Genomic DNA, 16,337 nt, shown 5'->3' with positions numbered 1-16,337 from the left:
ATTAGCAGCAATAATTTTTTTGTTGTACTTTCGATACGTGGATTACCGTGGAATATGATGTAAAGGTAATCCTCGTAACAAAATGATAAGCAGCACTTTAAAATATACCGCCGAAGCTGAGGCACAACGAATAGAAAAGTTGCATGCTTATCATGTGCTTGACACACACCCTGAAGATAATTTTGATAATATCGCTTTAATGGCAGCTCAGATTTTTGATGCGCCCGATGCAATAATATCATTTGTAGATACCGACCGTATATTCCTGAAATCCAATTTAAGCGGACTACCTCAAACATTACGTTTAGACAGGCATGAAAACCTGTGCGGAATTGCTGTTTTAAATGAGTCGGTAACTGTATTTAACGATACTCACCAGCACCCTGATTTGCTTTGCAGCCCACTTGTTAATTGCGAGAACGGCATACGGTTTTATGCAGGTGCACCATTACGCTCTCCCGAAGGCTATAATATGGGTATGCTTTGCGTGACTGATACCGTACCCAGGCAGGCTACAAAAAAACAGCTTGAAATGCTTAAATCGCTGAGCAAACTGGTGATTGATAAATTAGAGAACAGGCTGCGCTACCGCAAAAACATAGAATCTCAGGTAAACCTGATGAGCATGGCTCTGCACGAAATTAAAAACCCGTTGGCTTCTATAAACCTGGCGAATGATATCATATTAAAAGATCCTGGCAAAGCACAGAAAATGGGCGAAATGATAAAATCGTCGGTTATGCGCATCCAGAATAAGCTTTCTGACCTGCTGAAACAATCCCAGGAAGAGGAAAAAGAGCCGATACTGGCGCGCGAGGAACTTAACCTGATGGAGCTTTTTGTAAGGCTGCTTAATAATTTTGAGCTGCTTGCCAATAAAAAGCAGCAGATTATAGAGCTTCATTGCCAGGATAACCTTCCGTCTATATATGCCGATAAGGCAAAAATATCAGATGTACTGCACAACCTTGTAAGCAATGCCATAAAGTACAGCTACAAAGGTTCTGTAATATCTATAGACGCTACGGAAGAAAAAGGCTTTGTAAAAATAATGGTTAAAGACGAAGGCCAGGGATTAAGTAATGAAGACATGAGCAAGCTGTTTACAAAGTTTGCCGTTTTAAGCTCTAAGCCCACCGGCAAAGAAACATCAAACGGGCTTGGCCTATCTATAACAAAATCGTTTGTAGAACTGCATAACGGTACTATAGAGGCTGTTAGCGCCGGTAAAGACAGAGGCACGACATTTATCGTTAAGCTTCCTGTACACAGGCAGGCACAACAATTAATTGACTAATAACCGAATTTCTTCACAGCCACTCTATTAACGACACACCTACACCAATAGTAAACTGGCTGTTGTTATAATCTATCATGGTTTCGCCATAACCGTATCCTGCCTGCACAAAACTTTTCAGGTTTCCTTTTAATGCATAAGACCAAGACAACTCTGCATAACCTTTTGTGTGCTCGTTAAAGTTAAGGTTATGGCTGCCGGTAAAGGCGAATGAATTACGCCCGGCACTGTAAATAAGGGTCAGGTCTCCCCTGCCCACATATTCTTCAATATCGGGGTTGTCATCTTCTTTTTTCTCTCCCCTAACCCTGAACCAGGGCCTTATCAATACCTGCCAGTTATCTTTTTCGAAACCTGCATGAAAAATAACCCTGTTCCAACTCCTCGATAGTGGAGTTTCCTTACCATTAGATGTATGGTTAAATGAAATACCCGCCATACGCCCAGTAAAGCCCAGTATTTGATAATTAGTAGCGAAGTTGAGTATTACCTCAGGTTCATAATTTATTTCCCTGAAAGGGCGCGAGAGCGATTTATTATAAACCTGCCACTGGCTCTTTTGGGTGTAAGCTGCCCAAAGGTCGCCATAACCCCAGAAGATAGATTCTAACACCTTAACTTTAAAGCTTAGCTGAATCCGCGCCTCAATATTGTTGTAGTCAATCTGCCCGTCATAATCATACTCTTCAGACGGGTTACCGCTCACAGGGTCTTCATTAGGGCTGCTCGACCATCGTGCAGGTAATACATAAACCGCCTTGTAGGGTGTAATTATGAAAGTCCCTTGTCGTGATGCGCTGTCAAGTTCCCAGCGCTGCGCCATTGTTTGCTGGCGCTTGGCATTAAAAAGCGTTCGGTTTTGTGCACGGGCTGTAAAGGCCATGAGCAGCAGTAACGGCACAACAAATCTGTAAATGCCTGAAAATAAAAAATGTGGCATAATATAATGTTACATACAAATATAACATTACACTATGCCACATCTAAAAGGTTTATAATTTCTTTTAGAAAATACTTACAAGATAGTAAACAAGGGCAGCCAATACTGCTGATACAGGTATGGTTAAAATCCATGCCCAAAGCAGGCTTATGGTAACGCCCCAACGAACCGCTGACACCCTTTTGGTTACACCAACACCTATAATAGAACCTGTTATAGTATGGGTAGTAGATACCGGAATACCTAAATGCTCTGTAGTATATAGGGTTATTGCACCGGCAGTTTCGGCGGCAACACCTTCAAGAGATGTAACCTTTGTAATTTTGGAGCCCATCGTTTTTACAATCTTCCATCCCCCGCTCATAGTACCAAGGCCCATCATAAGGAAACTCGTTAGCGGCACCCATGCATAATGTTCTACAAAGTATTTAAATGGATTATCTGAAGCAATATAATTAGGGTCTAAATCGATATTGGTATGGTAAAAAATTACCGCCGCACCAATAATACCCATTACTTTCTGCGAGTCGTTAGCACCGTGCCCTAGGCTGAAAAGTGCCGAAGATACAAGCTGTAGCCTTTTAAACCATTTATCAGCTTTTGACGGGTTTGCCTTCCTGCAAATATTAAGTATCAGTATGGTTAGCATGTAAGCTACAAACATACCAATCAGCGGTGCAAGAAAGATGAACAGCACTATAGGAATAACCTTGGCATAGTTGATAACAGTATTTAAGTCGGCGCCATCTACTGTAAAGGCATGAGCCAGTGCAGCACCCATAAATCCGCCGATAAGCGTGTGGGATGATGATGACGGTATACCCAGTTTCCAGGTAAGCAGGTTCCATGTTATGGCAGCTATAAGCCCGGCAAAAATAACCTCGAGCGTAATAAAATCTTCGCTTACGGTTTTGGCTATGGTGTTACCAATTTTAAATTCGCCTATTATGTATTTAGAAATAAAATAGGCAAGGAAGTTAAAGAAAGCTGCCCACAATACTGCCTGAAAAGGTGTAAGTACTTTAGTGGCAACAATGGTGGCTATTGAGTTTGCAGCATCATGAAAACCATTAATGTAATCAAACGCAAAAGCTAAAACTATAATTATGATGAGTAACGTCATATAAAAAAGGTTGAAAAAACGTGATTAAGAATGCTTTACAGAAATAGATTCTAAAACATTTGCCACGCCTTTGCATTTGTCGGCTGCGGTTTCCAGCGCCGCTAAAACTTCTTTGTATTTAATTACGTTAAGCGCATCGGTTTCATTTTCAAAAATATCGGCAACAGCTTTATCAAAAACATTGTCAGATTTGCTCTCAAGCTTGTTAATCCTTTTGCAGCAGTCTGCTATGCCTTTCAGGTTCTTCATGTCTTTAAGGTCGGCTACGGCTGTTTGTATAAGTTGGCATGCCTCAAGATTAATTTCAGTCATTTTCCTGATCGACTTTGTAATTTTTTCCACTTGGTACAAACGCATCCTGTTGGCAGCACCATACATATAGTCGGCAACATTATCTATAGCCGTTATAAGCGCATGTATATCTTCCCTGTCAAAAGGGGTTATAAAATTACGGCTAAGCTCAAGGTTAGTTTGGTGCGCAATGCCCTCTATAACATTTTCCAGACGCTCTATTTCCAAAAGGTATTCTTCCCTTTTTTCTTTTGGAGTGTTCACAGCTTCATGAAGTTTTTCTGCAAGAAGCACTAAGTTTTGTGTAGCCTGTTCAAATAGCGGGAAAAATTTCCTGTCCTTTGGTACAAGAAACTGAAAGATACTGTTTATGGACATTAGTTATATTTTTATGGCGCAAATGTAACCATGTAATGTTAACAAATGGTTAATTAATAATAAACCGAGTGTTATATAAAGATTTTTTTTGAAAACAGCTAAAACGACAAAATTCGGCTAAAACATATTGTTTAGCAACTATTTAAAGGTAATTTTTTATGATTATTTTTTGCGGGTGGCAAAAGCCGCCGTTAACATTTACTTAAAAAATCATGTTAGGAGATACCGTTAATAAAAGGCTACCTTTGCATTAATCTTAAAAAGTTCTGCCTGATGAAACTGAAGTACAGGAAAAAAACTCCGCCCTTAAGCGTTATTGAGCGTTTTTCTAATGAAAAGGTATTCCTTATAATTATCTTCAGCATTTTTATTTTAAGTGCTCTTTTTTACGGACAGCCACAGGTTGCCATGTGGATAGGCTTCTTTACGGCTGCCTATGCAACAGTATCTAATGACAGCATACAGTCTTTAGGAACATTTATAGAGAGCAATAAGCAGCGAAAATGGTATATTTTATGGCTTTACACCGGTGTCATATTTATTGCTACCGTTACCATAAGCTGGATAATTTTTGACGGTGATGTTACCTACCAGCGGCTGCTAAAACCCGATGGAAGCAGCGAGTACCCCCACCCGGAAAACTTTTCGTTCTTTATGCTTATGGCGCCACTCGTGCTGCTGATACTCACCCGCCTGCGTATGCCGGTATCTACAACTTTCCTTATGCTAAGTGTATTCAGCTCATCTTCAAGCGGCATAACATCAATGGTTACCAAAAGTGTATCGGGCTATCTTATAGCATTTATAGTATCGGCACTTGTGTGGTATTTTGGCTACAACTATATCCGCAAAAAATTCAAGAGCAGGAAAATACATCCCGGCTGGATGGTTGCCCAATGGGTGGTAAGCGGGCTGTTATGGTCGGTTTGGGTAATGCAGGATGGCGCTAACGTTGCCGTGTTCCTACCCAGAAAACTTGACGTGCTGCAATTCTCTATATTTACTCTGGTAATATTTTTAGGGCTTGGGTTACTGTTTTACCTAAGGGGCGATAAAATTCAGCAGGTAGTGAGCGAAAAAGTACGCATATCAGATGTGCGTGCTGCAACATTAATAGACTTTACCTACGCGCTTATCCTTATATACAAATTGTTTATCAGTACAGTACCTATGAGTACTACGTGGGTATTCCTGGGGCTTATCGGCGGAAGGGAAATTGCTATTAACCTTGCCCGCTTAAAAAAAGGCAAAAAGCACAAAAAGAAAGCAATGAGGCTTATCGGGAAGGATTTTCTTTATGCAACAATAGGGTTATTGATATCGGTAATGCTCGCAGCAACCGTTAACCCGGCAATCAAGCAGGACCTGCTTTCATTTTTCGGTTTAGGATAGATTTACATAATGCATTAATAATAAAGGGACTGCAAATGCGGTTCCTTTGCATTTTTATAAGTATTAGCATGCAGTATAAAACAATATCAAACGTTTTCGTATTTTAGCACTCCGATAATTGTTATATCAATAAAATTTACACAAGACACCATGGATATCAACTTCAACAAGAACGAAGACCACAATAAGCTGTTACTTTCTGACATGAAGCGTAAGCTGGCACAGGTAAAACTGGGAGGCGGTGAAAAAAGGATAGCCAAACTACACAGCGAAGGCAAAATGACAGCCCGCGAGCGTATTGATTACCTGTTAGACCCTAAAAAAGAAAGTATAGAAATTGGTGCTTTTGTTGGAGATGGCATGTATGCCGAGCACGGCGGCTGCCCTTCGGGTGGTGTGGTGGTAAAAATGGGATACATTCGCGGAAAGCAATGCATTGTAGTTGCTAATGATGCTACAGTAAAAGCCGGGGCATGGTTTCCCATAACGGGTAAAAAGAACCTGCGTGCACAGGAAATAGCCATGGAAAACAGGCTGCCTATTATTTATCTTGTAGATAGCGCAGGGGTTTATCTGCCAATGCAGGATGAAATTTTCCCGGATAAAGAACACTTCGGGCGCATATTCCGCAACAATGCCATAATGAGCAGCATGGGCATTACCCAGATTGCAGCTGTTATGGGCAGTTGTGTAGCCGGAGGGGCTTACTTACCGATTATGAGTGATGAAGCCCTGATTGTAGATAAAACGGGCAGTATATTCCTTGCGGGTAGTTATCTTGTTAAGGCAGCCATTGGCGAGAGCATTGATAACGAAACGCTGGGCGGCGCAACCACCCATTGCGAAATATCGGGCGTGACCGATTATAAGGCAAAGGATGATAAGGACGCACTTGATACTATAAAAAATATTGTAGATAAGATAGGCGATTATACCGCGGCAGGCTTTAGCCGCACAGCGCCTCAAAAGCCGGCATCAGACCCAAAAGAAATATACGGCATACTGCCAAAGTCGCGCACGGAGCAGTATGATATGATGGAAATAATCAACCGCCTGGTAGATAACAGCGAGTTTGAAGAGTATAAGGCTGGTTACGGGCAAACCATTATTACAGGGTATGCTCGTATAGATGGCTGGGCTGTAGGTATTGTTGCCAATCAGCGTAAAGTGGTAAAATCTAAAAAAGGCGAAATGCAGTTTGGCGGTGTTATATACTCCGACAGTGCAGATAAAGCTACACGCTTTATTGCCAACTGTAACCAAAAGAAGATACCGCTTGTATTCCTGCAGGATGTTACAGGCTTTATGGTAGGCAGTAAATCAGAACATGGCGGCATTATTAAAGACGGCGCCAAAATGGTAAATGCAGTTAGTAACTCTGTAGTGCCTAAGTTTACCGTTGTAGTGGGTAACTCATACGGTGCCGGTAATTATGCCATGTGCGGTAAGGCTTATGACCCACGCCTTATATTTGCATGGCCAAGCGCAGAGCTTGCCGTCATGGGCGGCACACAGGCAGCAAAGGTTTTATTACAGATAGAAGCCTCTTCTTTAAAAGCCCGTGGCGAAGAGATTACCCCTGAGAAAGAAGCAGAACTTTTTGACAAGATAAAAGCCCGCTATGATGCACAGGTATCGCCATACTATGCCGCAGCAAGATTATGGACGGATGCTATTATAGACCCGCTGGAAACCCGTACCTGGATTTCTATGGGTATAGAGGCTGCCAACCACGCCCCGATAGAAAAACAATTTAACCTGGGTGTAATACAGGTCTAATTGCTAAAATTATATTTGTGATATAAAACTTCTGACGGTTATGAAATTTATTACCCGAAATATGTCTGTCGCACTGATTCTAACAGTAGTTACTTTTACAGCTACAGAGGCACAAACCATAAAGGTAATGAGCTACAATATAAGGCTGGATCATGCAGGCGATGGCGATAACAGGTGGGATAACCGTAAAGAGCAGCTTGCCGGGCAGGTAAAGTTTTATGAACCCGATTTTATGGGCGTTCAGGAAGCACTGCCTAACCAGATGGCTTACCTTCTATCGCAGTTCAATAACCAGTATGATGCCATTGGCGTAGGCAGGGATGACGGGGCAAACAAAGGTGAATATTCAGCTATATTTTACAATACCCAAAAGTATAAGCTACTAAGGCAATCTACTTTCTGGCTTTCTGAAACCCCCGATGTACCCTCTACAGGATGGGATGCCGCACTTAACCGTATCTGTACCTACGGGTTATTTCAGGATAAACAAAATGGTAAAAAGATTTGGGTTTTTAATACGCACTTTGACCATGTGGGTGAAAAGGCAAGAGCCGAAAGCGCAAAGCTAATCCTCCAAAAAATAAAAGAAGTCAATAAAGATAACCTGCCTTTTGTGCTTACTGGAGATTTCAATCTTAAACCTGACAGCGAGCCTGTAACCATTATAAAGCAACAGCTTAACGATACTAAAGATGTTGCAAGCCTTGTATTTGGGCCCGAGGGCACATTCAACGCTTTTGAGTTTACTAAACCCGTAACAAGGCGAATTGATTATATTTTTGTACCTAAAAGCATGGAGGTGAAAAAGTATGCTGTTTTAAGCGACTCTCAAAACTGCCGCTACTTGTCAGATCACCTGCCCGTATATGCGGAATTAGAACTGCAATAGTTTATTTTTCTATCAATACAGGATTTTCCTTAACAGTAACCTTATCGGTTTTAGGTATGGCAGCTATGCAGTATGGTGCCGTAAGCGCCATAGTTACCATAGCGCCCTGTTCAGGAAGAGTGTTTTTAACCAACACCTGTGCGGTATTGTCATCTACAACTACTTTCTCTACAGTGATGCTGTAGCCACCGCTTCTCTTTTGCCCCATAAATACCGCTACTACATTATTTTTGGTAAAATCTACCTGTGGTATGGTCTCTATGTTAAGCTCCTTGCAAAGTGCCAAAAACTGCTGCTCATTTTTTACAAGCTCGTGTGATTCTGTATCACGCCCTCCATAGCCGTTTTGGGCGAGTATTGTAAATTCTTCTCCGTTAGTAGCTGCTTTTTTGGTGTTGCAGCTAAAAAGTGTTATCGCCATAAGGCATATCAAGGTTAACTGTTTCATACGGGTTGTTTTAAAGCTTTGCGGTACAGGTTTTCATACATCGGCATTACCTGGTGTATATCAAACTCCTGTGCCACTTTTAAAGCGTTAGACTTAAATTGATATAATACATTATCATCACTTAAAATAGATATGGCTTTTTGTGCCATATAATCCACATCACCAACATTACCCAGATAGCCTGAAAAACCTTCCCTGTTCACTTCAGGTAAGCCTCCGGTGTTACTCGATATTACAGGTACGCCACAGGCCATAGCCTCAAGTGCTGCAAGGCCGAAACTCTCTGTTTGGGAAGGCAGCAGGAATAAATCGGTAAAGCACAAAATCTTATCAATTTCGCTGCTGTTGCCAAAAAATATCACTTTATCGGTTATACCCAGATCGCGGCACAAACGTTCAGCAGGAGCTTTCTCAGGACCATCACCCACCATCATCAGCTTGGCAGGCATGACCTTTTGTATCCGGTTGAAAATCTTTATAACATCGGGTATCCTTTTTACCTCCCTGAAGTTACTGATGTGAGTTACTATTTTCTGTGTTTCTGTAGCCATCATGCTGCGGTGGCACTCAGATGTTATGTCTGTTTTCTTTTTATCGATTTCAATAAAGTTCGGGATAACCGTTATATCCCTGTTAATATCAAAAAGCCTGTAGGTTTCATCCTTCAGGTTTTGCGATACTGATGTTACAATATCCGAATGGTTAATGCTAAAGCTTACCGCAGGCTTATAAGTCGGGTGATTGCCCACAAGGGTTATATCGGTACCGTGCAATGTAGTAACCATCGGTATTTTAATGCCCTGCTCTTTCAGCATTTTTTTTGCCATATAGCCTGCATAAGCATGCGGTATGGCATAATGCACGTGCAACAGCTCTATTCCGTGCAGCTTAACCATATCTACAAGCTTACTGGAAAGTGCAAGCTCATACGGCTGGTAAAGAAACAACGGATATTCCGGTACGTGCACTTCATGATAAAATATATTCGGGTTTAGCAGGGCTAGCCTTACGGGCTGGCTGTAGGTTATAAAATGTATTTCGTGCCCGCGGCGCGCCAGTTCCAGCCCCAGCTCTGTAGCTACAACACCGCTACCGCCAAAGGTTGGATAACATACTATTGCGATTTTCATAAAACGTATCAGAATAAAGTAACGAATTTAAATAAAAAAAACAGGCTAAACCTGTTTTTATATGAAATTAACGTAATATAAAACCTGCTAAAATCAGCGCTTATAATTTGCTTCATAAAGTGTAATCCATTGCTGTGGTGTCATCTTAGTAAGCAGTTCAGCTATTAGTTCATACGGTATGGCTTCCGGCTTTTTAAAGCGTATGCAGCTTTTTCCCATGTCAAGTTTGTACTTACTGTTGTTGGGATATTCACCAACAAACCATTCATAAAGCTCCTTATCGGCATAGAGCCCCATATGGTACAGTGCTATAAAGTTTTTTTGAGAAGCAATGCTTAAAAACGGCAGCGGTGTCTTAGGGTTGCAATGATAGCCCGGCGGATAGGTTTCATGCGGCACAACATAGCCAAGCATGCCATAGGCCATGCATTCTTTAAAACCTTCCGGCAGATTTTCCTGTATTACCTGCCTTAATTGCTGCATGGCAGCCTGCCTGTCTTCAGGTAATGACTGTATGTAATCTTGTGGTGTAACAGCTTCAGATTGCATATAAACTATTTGGTGTTATTATCTTCAGGTTCTGTCTGCGGCGTTTCATCCATTATCGCTTCCTGAATTATCTTTTGTATATCTTCCCTTATATTGTTCTTCGATAACCGGTTTTCACCTGCTTCAGGATAAGTTCGGTTAGAAAGAAAAACATATACTATCTCTGTTTCAGGGTCGGCCCAGGCCATTGTTCCCGTAAAGCCCGTGTGACCGAAACTTTCTTTGCTTACGCATCCGCAGGTTGGCCCTGATTTCTCAATCTGTGGCTTGTCTAAACCAAGTCCCCGCCTGTTGCCGTCTTTGCAGGCGTAGCAGGTGTTAAAGGTATCAAAGGTCTCTTTAGAAAAGTATTGTTTACCGCCATATTCGCCTTTATTAAGATACATCTGCATAATCTTGGCAACATCCATGGCATTCGAAAATAGACCGGCATGGCCCGCAACACCATCCTGCATGGCGGCAGCCATATCATGCACATAACCCTGTATGGTTTGGTGGCGGAAATAAGTATCTACTTCCGTTGGCGGGATAATGCACATATCAAACTTGCGCAGCGGGTTATATGTTGTGTAAGAAGCTCCTAAAGGCTTATAGAAAGCAGCATCACTAAGCCTATCTAAAGGCTTACCGGTTTTACGTTCTATATATTCCTTAAGCAGGATAAAAGAAAAATCGCTGTACTTATATTCTTTTTTGCGCAGGAGCTTGCTGTCGGCAATCTGAGCGATAATAGTATCAGGATAATCACGCCTTATATAAAGGTTTTCCGCAATCTGGTACGGGAACTCAGTACTATATGTTTTCCTGTAATAGGCAGAGTCAGGCTGCTTGTTGCTGTCCAGTGTCTGCTGGTAGAATGCCATCCACGGCTGGAAACGCGCCTGATGCAACAGCATGTCTTTAAGTGTGATATTCTTTTTATCGGTGCGTGAAAATTCCTTCAGCATCTTACCCAGCTTGGCATCAAGCTTTACTTCTCCCTTGTCGTATAACTGCATAAGGTCAGGCAGCGTAGAGAGTATCTTGGTTAAAGATGCCACATCATATATATCTGAATTTTTCACCGGCATTTCATTATCATACGTATGATAACCGAAGGATTTCTGGTAAATGACTTTGCCTTTGCGCGCCACCAGCACCTGAAGGCCCGGAGTCATTTTCTCATTAATTGCCTTTTGTGCAATGAGGTCTATTTTTGTGAGCATGGCGGTGTTCATACCCACATTATGAGGCGTGGTAAAGCCGAGCCTGCCTAACTCACGGGTCTGTAAGCCGTCATTAACAGCAAAGGCATTATTTATGCTTACCGGAATTTTACCTTTAGCACCCAAAGCACCGAATACAATCTCGGCGGCTACCGTTTGGGCAAATGCATTATTTTGGTATGCCAGTATAACACTTTCAATATTCGTAAAATCTTTTACTGACATCAGGGTATAAGGTTTAGCAAACACTGTAAGCACAACTTTCTTGTGTTTTGCTATTGTATCGAGCCAGGCAAGCTCTGTATCCGAAAAGTTATGTTTCTTCCATGCGCCATCGGCTTTATGATAACCGATTATAACCTTAGTGTAATTCTCAAGTTCACGCATCAATTTAGGAAGTGTGTCTTCTTTTACCTCAGTTACTGCAGTATATTTTTGTAATGTGGTTAAGTAATCGTTGCCATTGTCATCACCTAACTTTACATAGGCAATATTTTCATTTTCAAGATCCTCAACCGGAACAATATCAGCATCATTCTTTAATACCGTTACCGCCGATTCATATAACTTGTAATTCAGGTCGTCATACTCGTAGGCATTTAAATCTGCATACAGATTATTCATATTAATTGGCTTGTATTTGTTAAGCCTTGACCTGTATTTATGTGCAAGTATTTTGCGTACGGAATAAGCCAGCCTGTCTTCTGTGAGCACCTTGCTGCTGTATGCCTGTCTGAATTTTTCTATAGCTACAGGTACATTTTCGCTGAAAAGCAATACATCATTACCGGCAAGAAATGCTTCAAGGTCAATAGCGCCCGGCTGTAAAAAACTACTGGCACCTTTCATGTTAAGGGCGTCCGTAAAAATCAAGCCCTTAAAGCCCATCTGCTCCTGTAATATTTTAGTAATAACATTATAGGATAATGAGGTAGGGTAATTAGGCGTTGGTTCTATGCTTGGCACATTAAGGTGAGCCACCATAACACTGGCAAGCCCTGCATCAATCAGTTTTTTATACGGATAAAACTCAAGGTCTTCGAGCCTTTCTACTGAAAAAGGCAGATATGGCAATGAATAATGCGAGTCGGCAGCGGTATCGCCATGTCCCGGAAAGTGTTTACCGGTTGCATAAACGCCCTGGCTTTGCAGTCCTTTCATATAAGCAAGCGCCCTTTCGGTAACATTTTTTTTGCTTTCTCCAAAAGAGCGGTTGCCGATTATAGGATTTAGTGGATTGGTGTTAATATCCAGTACCGGGGCAAATGTAAAATGTATGCCCATGCGGTTAGACTGCATGCCCATCTGCTCTCCCATCGTCTCTATAAGATCCATGTCCTGAACAGCGCCAAGGGTCATATTCCACGGGTAGCGATAGGTTGAATCCAAACGCATGCTAAGGCCCCATTCGGCATCTATACCCACAAAAAGCGGAAGCTTAGATTCTGCCTGGTAACGGTTGGTAAGCCGCGCCTGCCTTACGGGCCCGCCCTGGAAAAAGATAACGCCACCTATTTTATAGTCTTTTACAAGCTTATCTATACCATGTATGTGAGAGGTATCTTTATTAGAGTATGCAGCCACCATAAAAAGCTGCCCTACCCTTTCTTCAAAGGTCATGCTGCTGTAAATACTGTCTACCCATTTTTTCTCGGCAGGGGTTTTATAATCCTCAAAAACCTTAACCTGTTGCTGGGCGACAGCAACCTGTATGAACAACAATAAGTAAAAAACCGTTAACCGCATTGTAATCAAATAGTTTTAAAATAATAAATCACCATTATCGAATAGCCGTTAATGATGATTTTTAATGCTTTAGCAGGGAAAACCGCTTAAAAGAAACGGCTGTGCCAGCTTTCCCCGGCAGGTACCTCCCAATATTCCTGCCATTCGCCTACTGTATTTACGAGATTGTTAAACACAATGGTTTTGGGGCTAACGGCTTTGTTCTTAGCCATTTTGCGGAATTCTATAAGAGGCTTATGCGCAATGTGCTCACCAAGCCTGAACGTTACATTCATCTTGTCGAGCAGCTCTATGTTATATTTCTTTTCCAGTTCCTGTATAAAATGTACAGATGCATCTATAGAGCAGCCCGATGCCGCCTGCACTTCCTGGTTTACGGCCAGTATTATAAAACGGTTGTGGCGCACAAGAAAACTTGACTCAAGCCCTGTACCGTGTGCCGCCCAGCCATCTGTAAACGTCTGTAGCGCCTGCTCAATTTCAGCTACCTCTTCATCCGAAAGCTTCCTGTTTGCCTGGTATATCCAGATGCGCGCATCTTCGGGTAATGTTTCAAACGGAACATACATATCTCTGTCTCCTGTTTTTATAAATCCTGTGCATTGGCAATAAGCTCTGCCACATCAAGTACTTTTACATCAGCTTCCCTGTTCTTGGCTTTAACGCCATCGGTAAGCATGGTATTACAGAAAGGGCATCCGGCTGCAATAATCTCCGGCTGGGTTTCCAGCGCCTCCTCTGTACGCTCTACGTTTACATCTTTCCTGCCCGGTTCGGGCTCTTTAAACATCTGTGCACCGCCTGCACCGCAGCAAAGGCCGTTACGGCGTGAGCGCTTCATCTCTATCAGTTCAGCATCCAGCTTTTCTATAAGATCACGCGGCGCTTCATAAACATTATTGGCACGCCCAAGATAGCAAGGGTCATGAAAGGTAATTTTTTTACCCTTAAACTGCCCGCCTTCTATTGTAAGCCTGCCTTCATCAAGTAATGACTTAAGGAACTGTGTGTGGTGTACAACCTCATATTTTCCGCCAAGGCCGGGATATTCATTTTTTATAGTATTAAAACAGTGTGGGCATGCCGTAACTATTTTTTTTACTTCATAACCGTCCAATACCTGAATATTCATCATGGCCTGCATCTGGAAAAGAAACTCGTTTCCTGCCCTTTTTGCGGGATCACCCGTGCAGCCCTCTTCAGTACCTAATACTGCAAACGATACGTTTGCGCGGTTTAGTATGCGCACAAAAGCTTTGGTTATTTTTTTGGCCCTGTCGTCAAAGCTACCGGAACAGCCCACCCAGAATAATACTTCCGGCTGCTGCCCCTGTGCCATCATTTCGGCCATAGTGGGAACTTTTAATTCTTCCTGGCTCATATTTTATGTATCATGTTTACCATCATCAAAAACCTGTATGGTAACTTCTTTATCAATTAAATCTGTAAACTTGCCCCTGTAACGTGTAGCCTTAACAAGGTGGTTATCTATCCAGTGGTAATTGCCGCCACGGGGCTTGCCCATTATCATACCGTGGTATTTAAAGCCGTGCCTGTTTAGCCACTCTTCGGTTATTGCGCGGTGTGCCTCTGTGCGGGATGTAAAGAAATAAATTACATGCCCTTCATCATACCACCTGTTAAGCGTTTCCAGCGCATCAGGGTAAACGGCTGCGGTAACCATACGTTCCGGCTCTTCGTTAGGTATGTCATCACAAATGGTACCGTCTATATCTATAAGATAATTTTTTATCCCCTCGGGCAATACAGGACTAACACTTTCGCCATTCTCTGTATGCGCCAGCAGGTTATTATCTGTATTATCCTTATTCATTTTATGCTTCCTCTTTCCAGTTCAGCCTGTCCATCTGGTTATACTGCCACGGAGCACTGTTGTTCTCTATGTTAGCCATCATGCCGTTAAGCTCTGTTGGCGCGGCACTTTGTTCCATTACAAGGAACTTCCTTAAATCCATGATGATTGAAAGCGGGTCTATATTTACCGGGCAGGCTTCCACGCAGCCATTGCAGGTAGTACAGGCCCAAATTTCTTCTGGTGTTATATAATCAAACAAAAGTGTTTTACCGTCTTCTACAAATGTACCCTTATTTTTATCGATGTTCCTGCCTACCTCTTCAAGCCTGTCGCGGGTATCCATCATAATTTTTCGCGGAGACAGCTTTTTACCGGTAAGGTTCGCCGGGCAAGATGCCGTACATCTGCCGCACTCGGTACAGGTATAGGCATTCATTAGCTGAACCCAATTAAGGTCCTGCACGTCGCTGGCGCCAAACTTGGCAGGCACTTCACCTTCGGCAGGTGCAGGCGCTGCGGCAAACGGGTCGGCATTCGGGTCCATCATTAGCTTAACCTCATTTGTTACCGATTCAAGGTTTTCAAATTGCCCTTTAGGCTTAAGGTTAGCATAGTAGGTATTCGGGAATGCAAGTAGTATATGCAGGTGCTTAGAGAAATACAGGTAATTCATAAAAATGAGTATACCGATTATGTGGAGCCACCATGCAGCACGTTCAATTAATATTACCGTATCTGTAGCCATACCTTCAAAAACAGGGGATATAAACCCTGAAACAGGAAATGCACCAGCCTGCGTGTAATGCTCTGCCCCTACACCCTGCAAATAATAATCGGCAGCATTCATGGTAAGGAACAGTATCATCAACACCGTTTCAAAGTACAATATATAATTGGCATCGTTATGCGGCCATCCTTTAAGGTCGCCATGTGCAAAACGCCATAGCTTTACCACATTCCTTCTCAACCAGAAAATTACTACTGAAACAATAACGGCAAAAGCAAGCACCTCAAAAAATCCTATCAGGAAGCCGTAAAAACCTCCCATAAAAGAGAACAGGCGGTGTGTGCCAAATATACCATCGATTATTATTTCGAGCAGCTCTATATTTATAATTACAAAGCCTACATATACAATTATATGCAATATACCCGCAACCGGCCTTCGTACCATTTTAGACTGCCCAAGGGCAATCATAGCCATATTAGACCAGCGTTCCGAAGGATTGTCTTTACGGTCGGCATCACGCCCCAGTTTAATATTGCGTACAAGTTTTTTTACATTAACTGCAAAATAACCAAAGCCTGCCGCAAGGAGTAAAACAAATAAAATATTGTCGATATAACTCATAAA

General features: G+C 42.2%; 15 protein-coding genes. 4 read left to right on the top strand and 11 right to left on the bottom strand.

Features of this window, described 5'->3' with window-relative positions; genetic code table 11:
- The first annotated feature begins 82 nt into the window (after positions 1-82).
- Complete coding sequence (locus tag KJK34_RS01405) at positions 83-1,297, top strand: GAF domain-containing sensor histidine kinase (RefSeq protein WP_223052056.1); 1,215 nt, start codon at positions 83-85, stop codon at positions 1,295-1,297.
- A 13-nt stretch (positions 1,298-1,310) separates the two neighbouring features.
- On the opposite strand, the gene KJK34_RS01400 is transcribed toward KJK34_RS01405, so the two are convergent.
- The 3 genes from KJK34_RS01400 to KJK34_RS01390 form a co-directional block, all read right to left on the bottom strand.
- Complete coding sequence (locus KJK34_RS01400) at positions 1,311-2,237, bottom strand: phospholipase A (protein ID WP_223052055.1); 927 nt, start codon at positions 2,235-2,237, stop codon at positions 1,311-1,313.
- A 64-nt stretch (positions 2,238-2,301) separates the two neighbouring features.
- Positions 2,302-3,360 carry an inorganic phosphate transporter gene (locus KJK34_RS01395; protein ID WP_223052054.1) on the bottom strand — a complete coding sequence of 353 codons (1,059 nt, stop codon included), beginning with the start codon at positions 3,358-3,360 and terminating at the stop codon, positions 2,302-2,304.
- A 24-nt stretch (positions 3,361-3,384) separates the two neighbouring features.
- Positions 3,385-4,029 (bottom strand): DUF47 domain-containing protein, encoded by a 645-nt coding sequence (locus KJK34_RS01390; RefSeq protein WP_223052053.1) that lies wholly within the window; start codon positions 4,027-4,029, stop codon positions 3,385-3,387.
- Between the two features lie 273 nt (positions 4,030-4,302).
- Between KJK34_RS01390 and KJK34_RS01385 the strand changes: the two genes are divergently transcribed.
- The 3 genes from KJK34_RS01385 to KJK34_RS01375 all read left to right on the top strand — a co-directional run bounded on the left by KJK34_RS01385 (position 4,303) and on the right by KJK34_RS01375 (position 8,089).
- Complete coding sequence (locus KJK34_RS01385; protein ID WP_223052052.1) at positions 4,303-5,421, top strand: hypothetical protein; 1,119 nt, start codon at positions 4,303-4,305, stop codon at positions 5,419-5,421.
- Between the two features lie 150 nt (positions 5,422-5,571).
- Positions 5,572-7,200 carry an acyl-CoA carboxylase subunit beta gene (locus KJK34_RS01380; protein ID WP_223052051.1) on the top strand — a complete coding sequence of 543 codons (1,629 nt, stop codon included), beginning with the start codon at positions 5,572-5,574 and terminating at the stop codon, positions 7,198-7,200.
- 40 nt (positions 7,201-7,240) lie between these two features.
- Positions 7,241-8,089 carry an endonuclease/exonuclease/phosphatase family protein gene (locus tag KJK34_RS01375; RefSeq protein ID WP_223052050.1) on the top strand — a complete coding sequence of 283 codons (849 nt, stop codon included), beginning with the start codon at positions 7,241-7,243 and terminating at the stop codon, positions 8,087-8,089.
- 1 nt (position 8,090) lies between these two features.
- On the opposite strand, the gene KJK34_RS01370 is transcribed toward KJK34_RS01375, so the two are convergent.
- From KJK34_RS01370 to KJK34_RS01335, 8 genes are all read right to left on the bottom strand, one after another.
- Positions 8,091-8,537, bottom strand: a complete 447-nt coding sequence (locus KJK34_RS01370; RefSeq protein WP_223052049.1) for a protease complex subunit PrcB family protein — start codon at positions 8,535-8,537, stop codon at positions 8,091-8,093.
- Positions 8,534-9,667 carry an N-acetyl-alpha-D-glucosaminyl L-malate synthase BshA gene (gene bshA, locus KJK34_RS01365; protein ID WP_223052048.1) on the bottom strand — a complete coding sequence of 378 codons (1,134 nt, stop codon included), beginning with the start codon at positions 9,665-9,667 and terminating at the stop codon, positions 8,534-8,536. The genes KJK34_RS01370 and bshA overlap by 4 nt, the downstream gene beginning before the upstream one ends.
- A 93-nt stretch (positions 9,668-9,760) precedes the next feature.
- Positions 9,761-10,216, bottom strand: a complete 456-nt coding sequence (locus KJK34_RS01360) for a DUF1801 domain-containing protein (protein WP_223052047.1) — start codon at positions 10,214-10,216, stop codon at positions 9,761-9,763.
- A 5-nt stretch (positions 10,217-10,221) separates the two neighbouring features.
- On the bottom strand, positions 10,222-13,167 hold the full coding sequence (locus KJK34_RS01355; RefSeq protein ID WP_223052046.1) for a serine hydrolase domain-containing protein: 2,946 nt from the start codon (positions 13,165-13,167) through the stop codon (positions 10,222-10,224).
- Positions 13,168-13,253: 86 nt separating this feature from the next.
- A complete protein-coding gene (locus tag KJK34_RS01350) occupies positions 13,254-13,736 on the bottom strand; it encodes an ABC transporter ATPase (RefSeq protein ID WP_223052045.1) in 483 nt (160 codons plus the stop codon).
- Between the two features lie 17 nt (positions 13,737-13,753).
- Positions 13,754-14,548 carry a (Fe-S)-binding protein gene (locus tag KJK34_RS01345; protein ID WP_223052044.1) on the bottom strand — a complete coding sequence of 265 codons (795 nt, stop codon included), beginning with the start codon at positions 14,546-14,548 and terminating at the stop codon, positions 13,754-13,756.
- A gap of 3 nt (positions 14,549-14,551) precedes the next feature.
- On the bottom strand, positions 14,552-15,001 hold the full coding sequence (locus tag KJK34_RS01340; protein ID WP_223052043.1) for an LNS2 domain-containing protein: 450 nt from the start codon (positions 14,999-15,001) through the stop codon (positions 14,552-14,554).
- Between the two features lies 1 nt (position 15,002).
- Positions 15,003-16,334 (bottom strand): 4Fe-4S dicluster domain-containing protein, encoded by a 1,332-nt coding sequence (locus KJK34_RS01335; RefSeq protein ID WP_223052310.1) that lies wholly within the window; start codon positions 16,332-16,334, stop codon positions 15,003-15,005.
- Between the last annotated feature and the right edge of the window lie 3 nt (positions 16,335-16,337).

This window comes from Flavobacterium coralii, assembly GCF_019891545.1.
GTDB classification, from domain to species: domain Bacteria; phylum Bacteroidota; class Bacteroidia; order Flavobacteriales; family Flavobacteriaceae; genus Flavobacterium; species Flavobacterium coralii.
Note: the sequence above shows the minus strand (reverse complement) of the source record. Positions and strands in the feature narration are given on the sequence as shown.

Bases quoted from the DNA above. Each gene is read 5' to 3' on its own strand.
- KJK34_RS01380 (WP_223052051.1), top strand. From the start codon at position 5,572: ATGGATATCAACTTCAACAAGAACGAAGACCACAATAAGCTGTTACTT.
- KJK34_RS01335 (WP_223052310.1), bottom strand. From the start codon at position 16,334: ATGAGTTATATCGACAATATTTTATTTGTTTTACTCCTTGCGGCAGGC.
- KJK34_RS01395 (WP_223052054.1), bottom strand. From the start codon at position 3,360: ATGACGTTACTCATCATAATTATAGTTTTAGCTTTTGCGTTTGATTAC.
- KJK34_RS01405 (WP_223052056.1), top strand. From the start codon at position 83: ATGATAAGCAGCACTTTAAAATATACCGCCGAAGCTGAGGCACAACGA.
- KJK34_RS01345 (WP_223052044.1), bottom strand. From the start codon at position 14,548: ATGAGCCAGGAAGAATTAAAAGTTCCCACTATGGCCGAAATGATGGCA.
- KJK34_RS01355 (WP_223052046.1), bottom strand. From the start codon at position 13,167: ATGCGGTTAACGGTTTTTTACTTATTGTTGTTCATACAGGTTGCTGTC.
- KJK34_RS01340 (WP_223052043.1), bottom strand. From the start codon at position 15,001: ATGAATAAGGATAATACAGATAATAACCTGCTGGCGCATACAGAGAAT.
- KJK34_RS01350 (WP_223052045.1), bottom strand. From the start codon at position 13,736: ATGTATGTTCCGTTTGAAACATTACCCGAAGATGCGCGCATCTGGATA.
- bshA (WP_223052048.1), bottom strand. From the start codon at position 9,667: ATGAAAATCGCAATAGTATGTTATCCAACCTTTGGCGGTAGCGGTGTT.
- KJK34_RS01370 (WP_223052049.1), bottom strand. From the start codon at position 8,537: ATGAAACAGTTAACCTTGATATGCCTTATGGCGATAACACTTTTTAGC.
- KJK34_RS01400 (WP_223052055.1), bottom strand. From the start codon at position 2,237: ATGCCACATTTTTTATTTTCAGGCATTTACAGATTTGTTGTGCCGTTA.
- KJK34_RS01390 (WP_223052053.1), bottom strand. From the start codon at position 4,029: ATGTCCATAAACAGTATCTTTCAGTTTCTTGTACCAAAGGACAGGAAA.
- KJK34_RS01375 (WP_223052050.1), top strand. From the start codon at position 7,241: ATGAAATTTATTACCCGAAATATGTCTGTCGCACTGATTCTAACAGTA.
- KJK34_RS01385 (WP_223052052.1), top strand. From the start codon at position 4,303: ATGAAACTGAAGTACAGGAAAAAAACTCCGCCCTTAAGCGTTATTGAG.
- KJK34_RS01360 (WP_223052047.1), bottom strand. From the start codon at position 10,216: ATGCAATCTGAAGCTGTTACACCACAAGATTACATACAGTCATTACCT.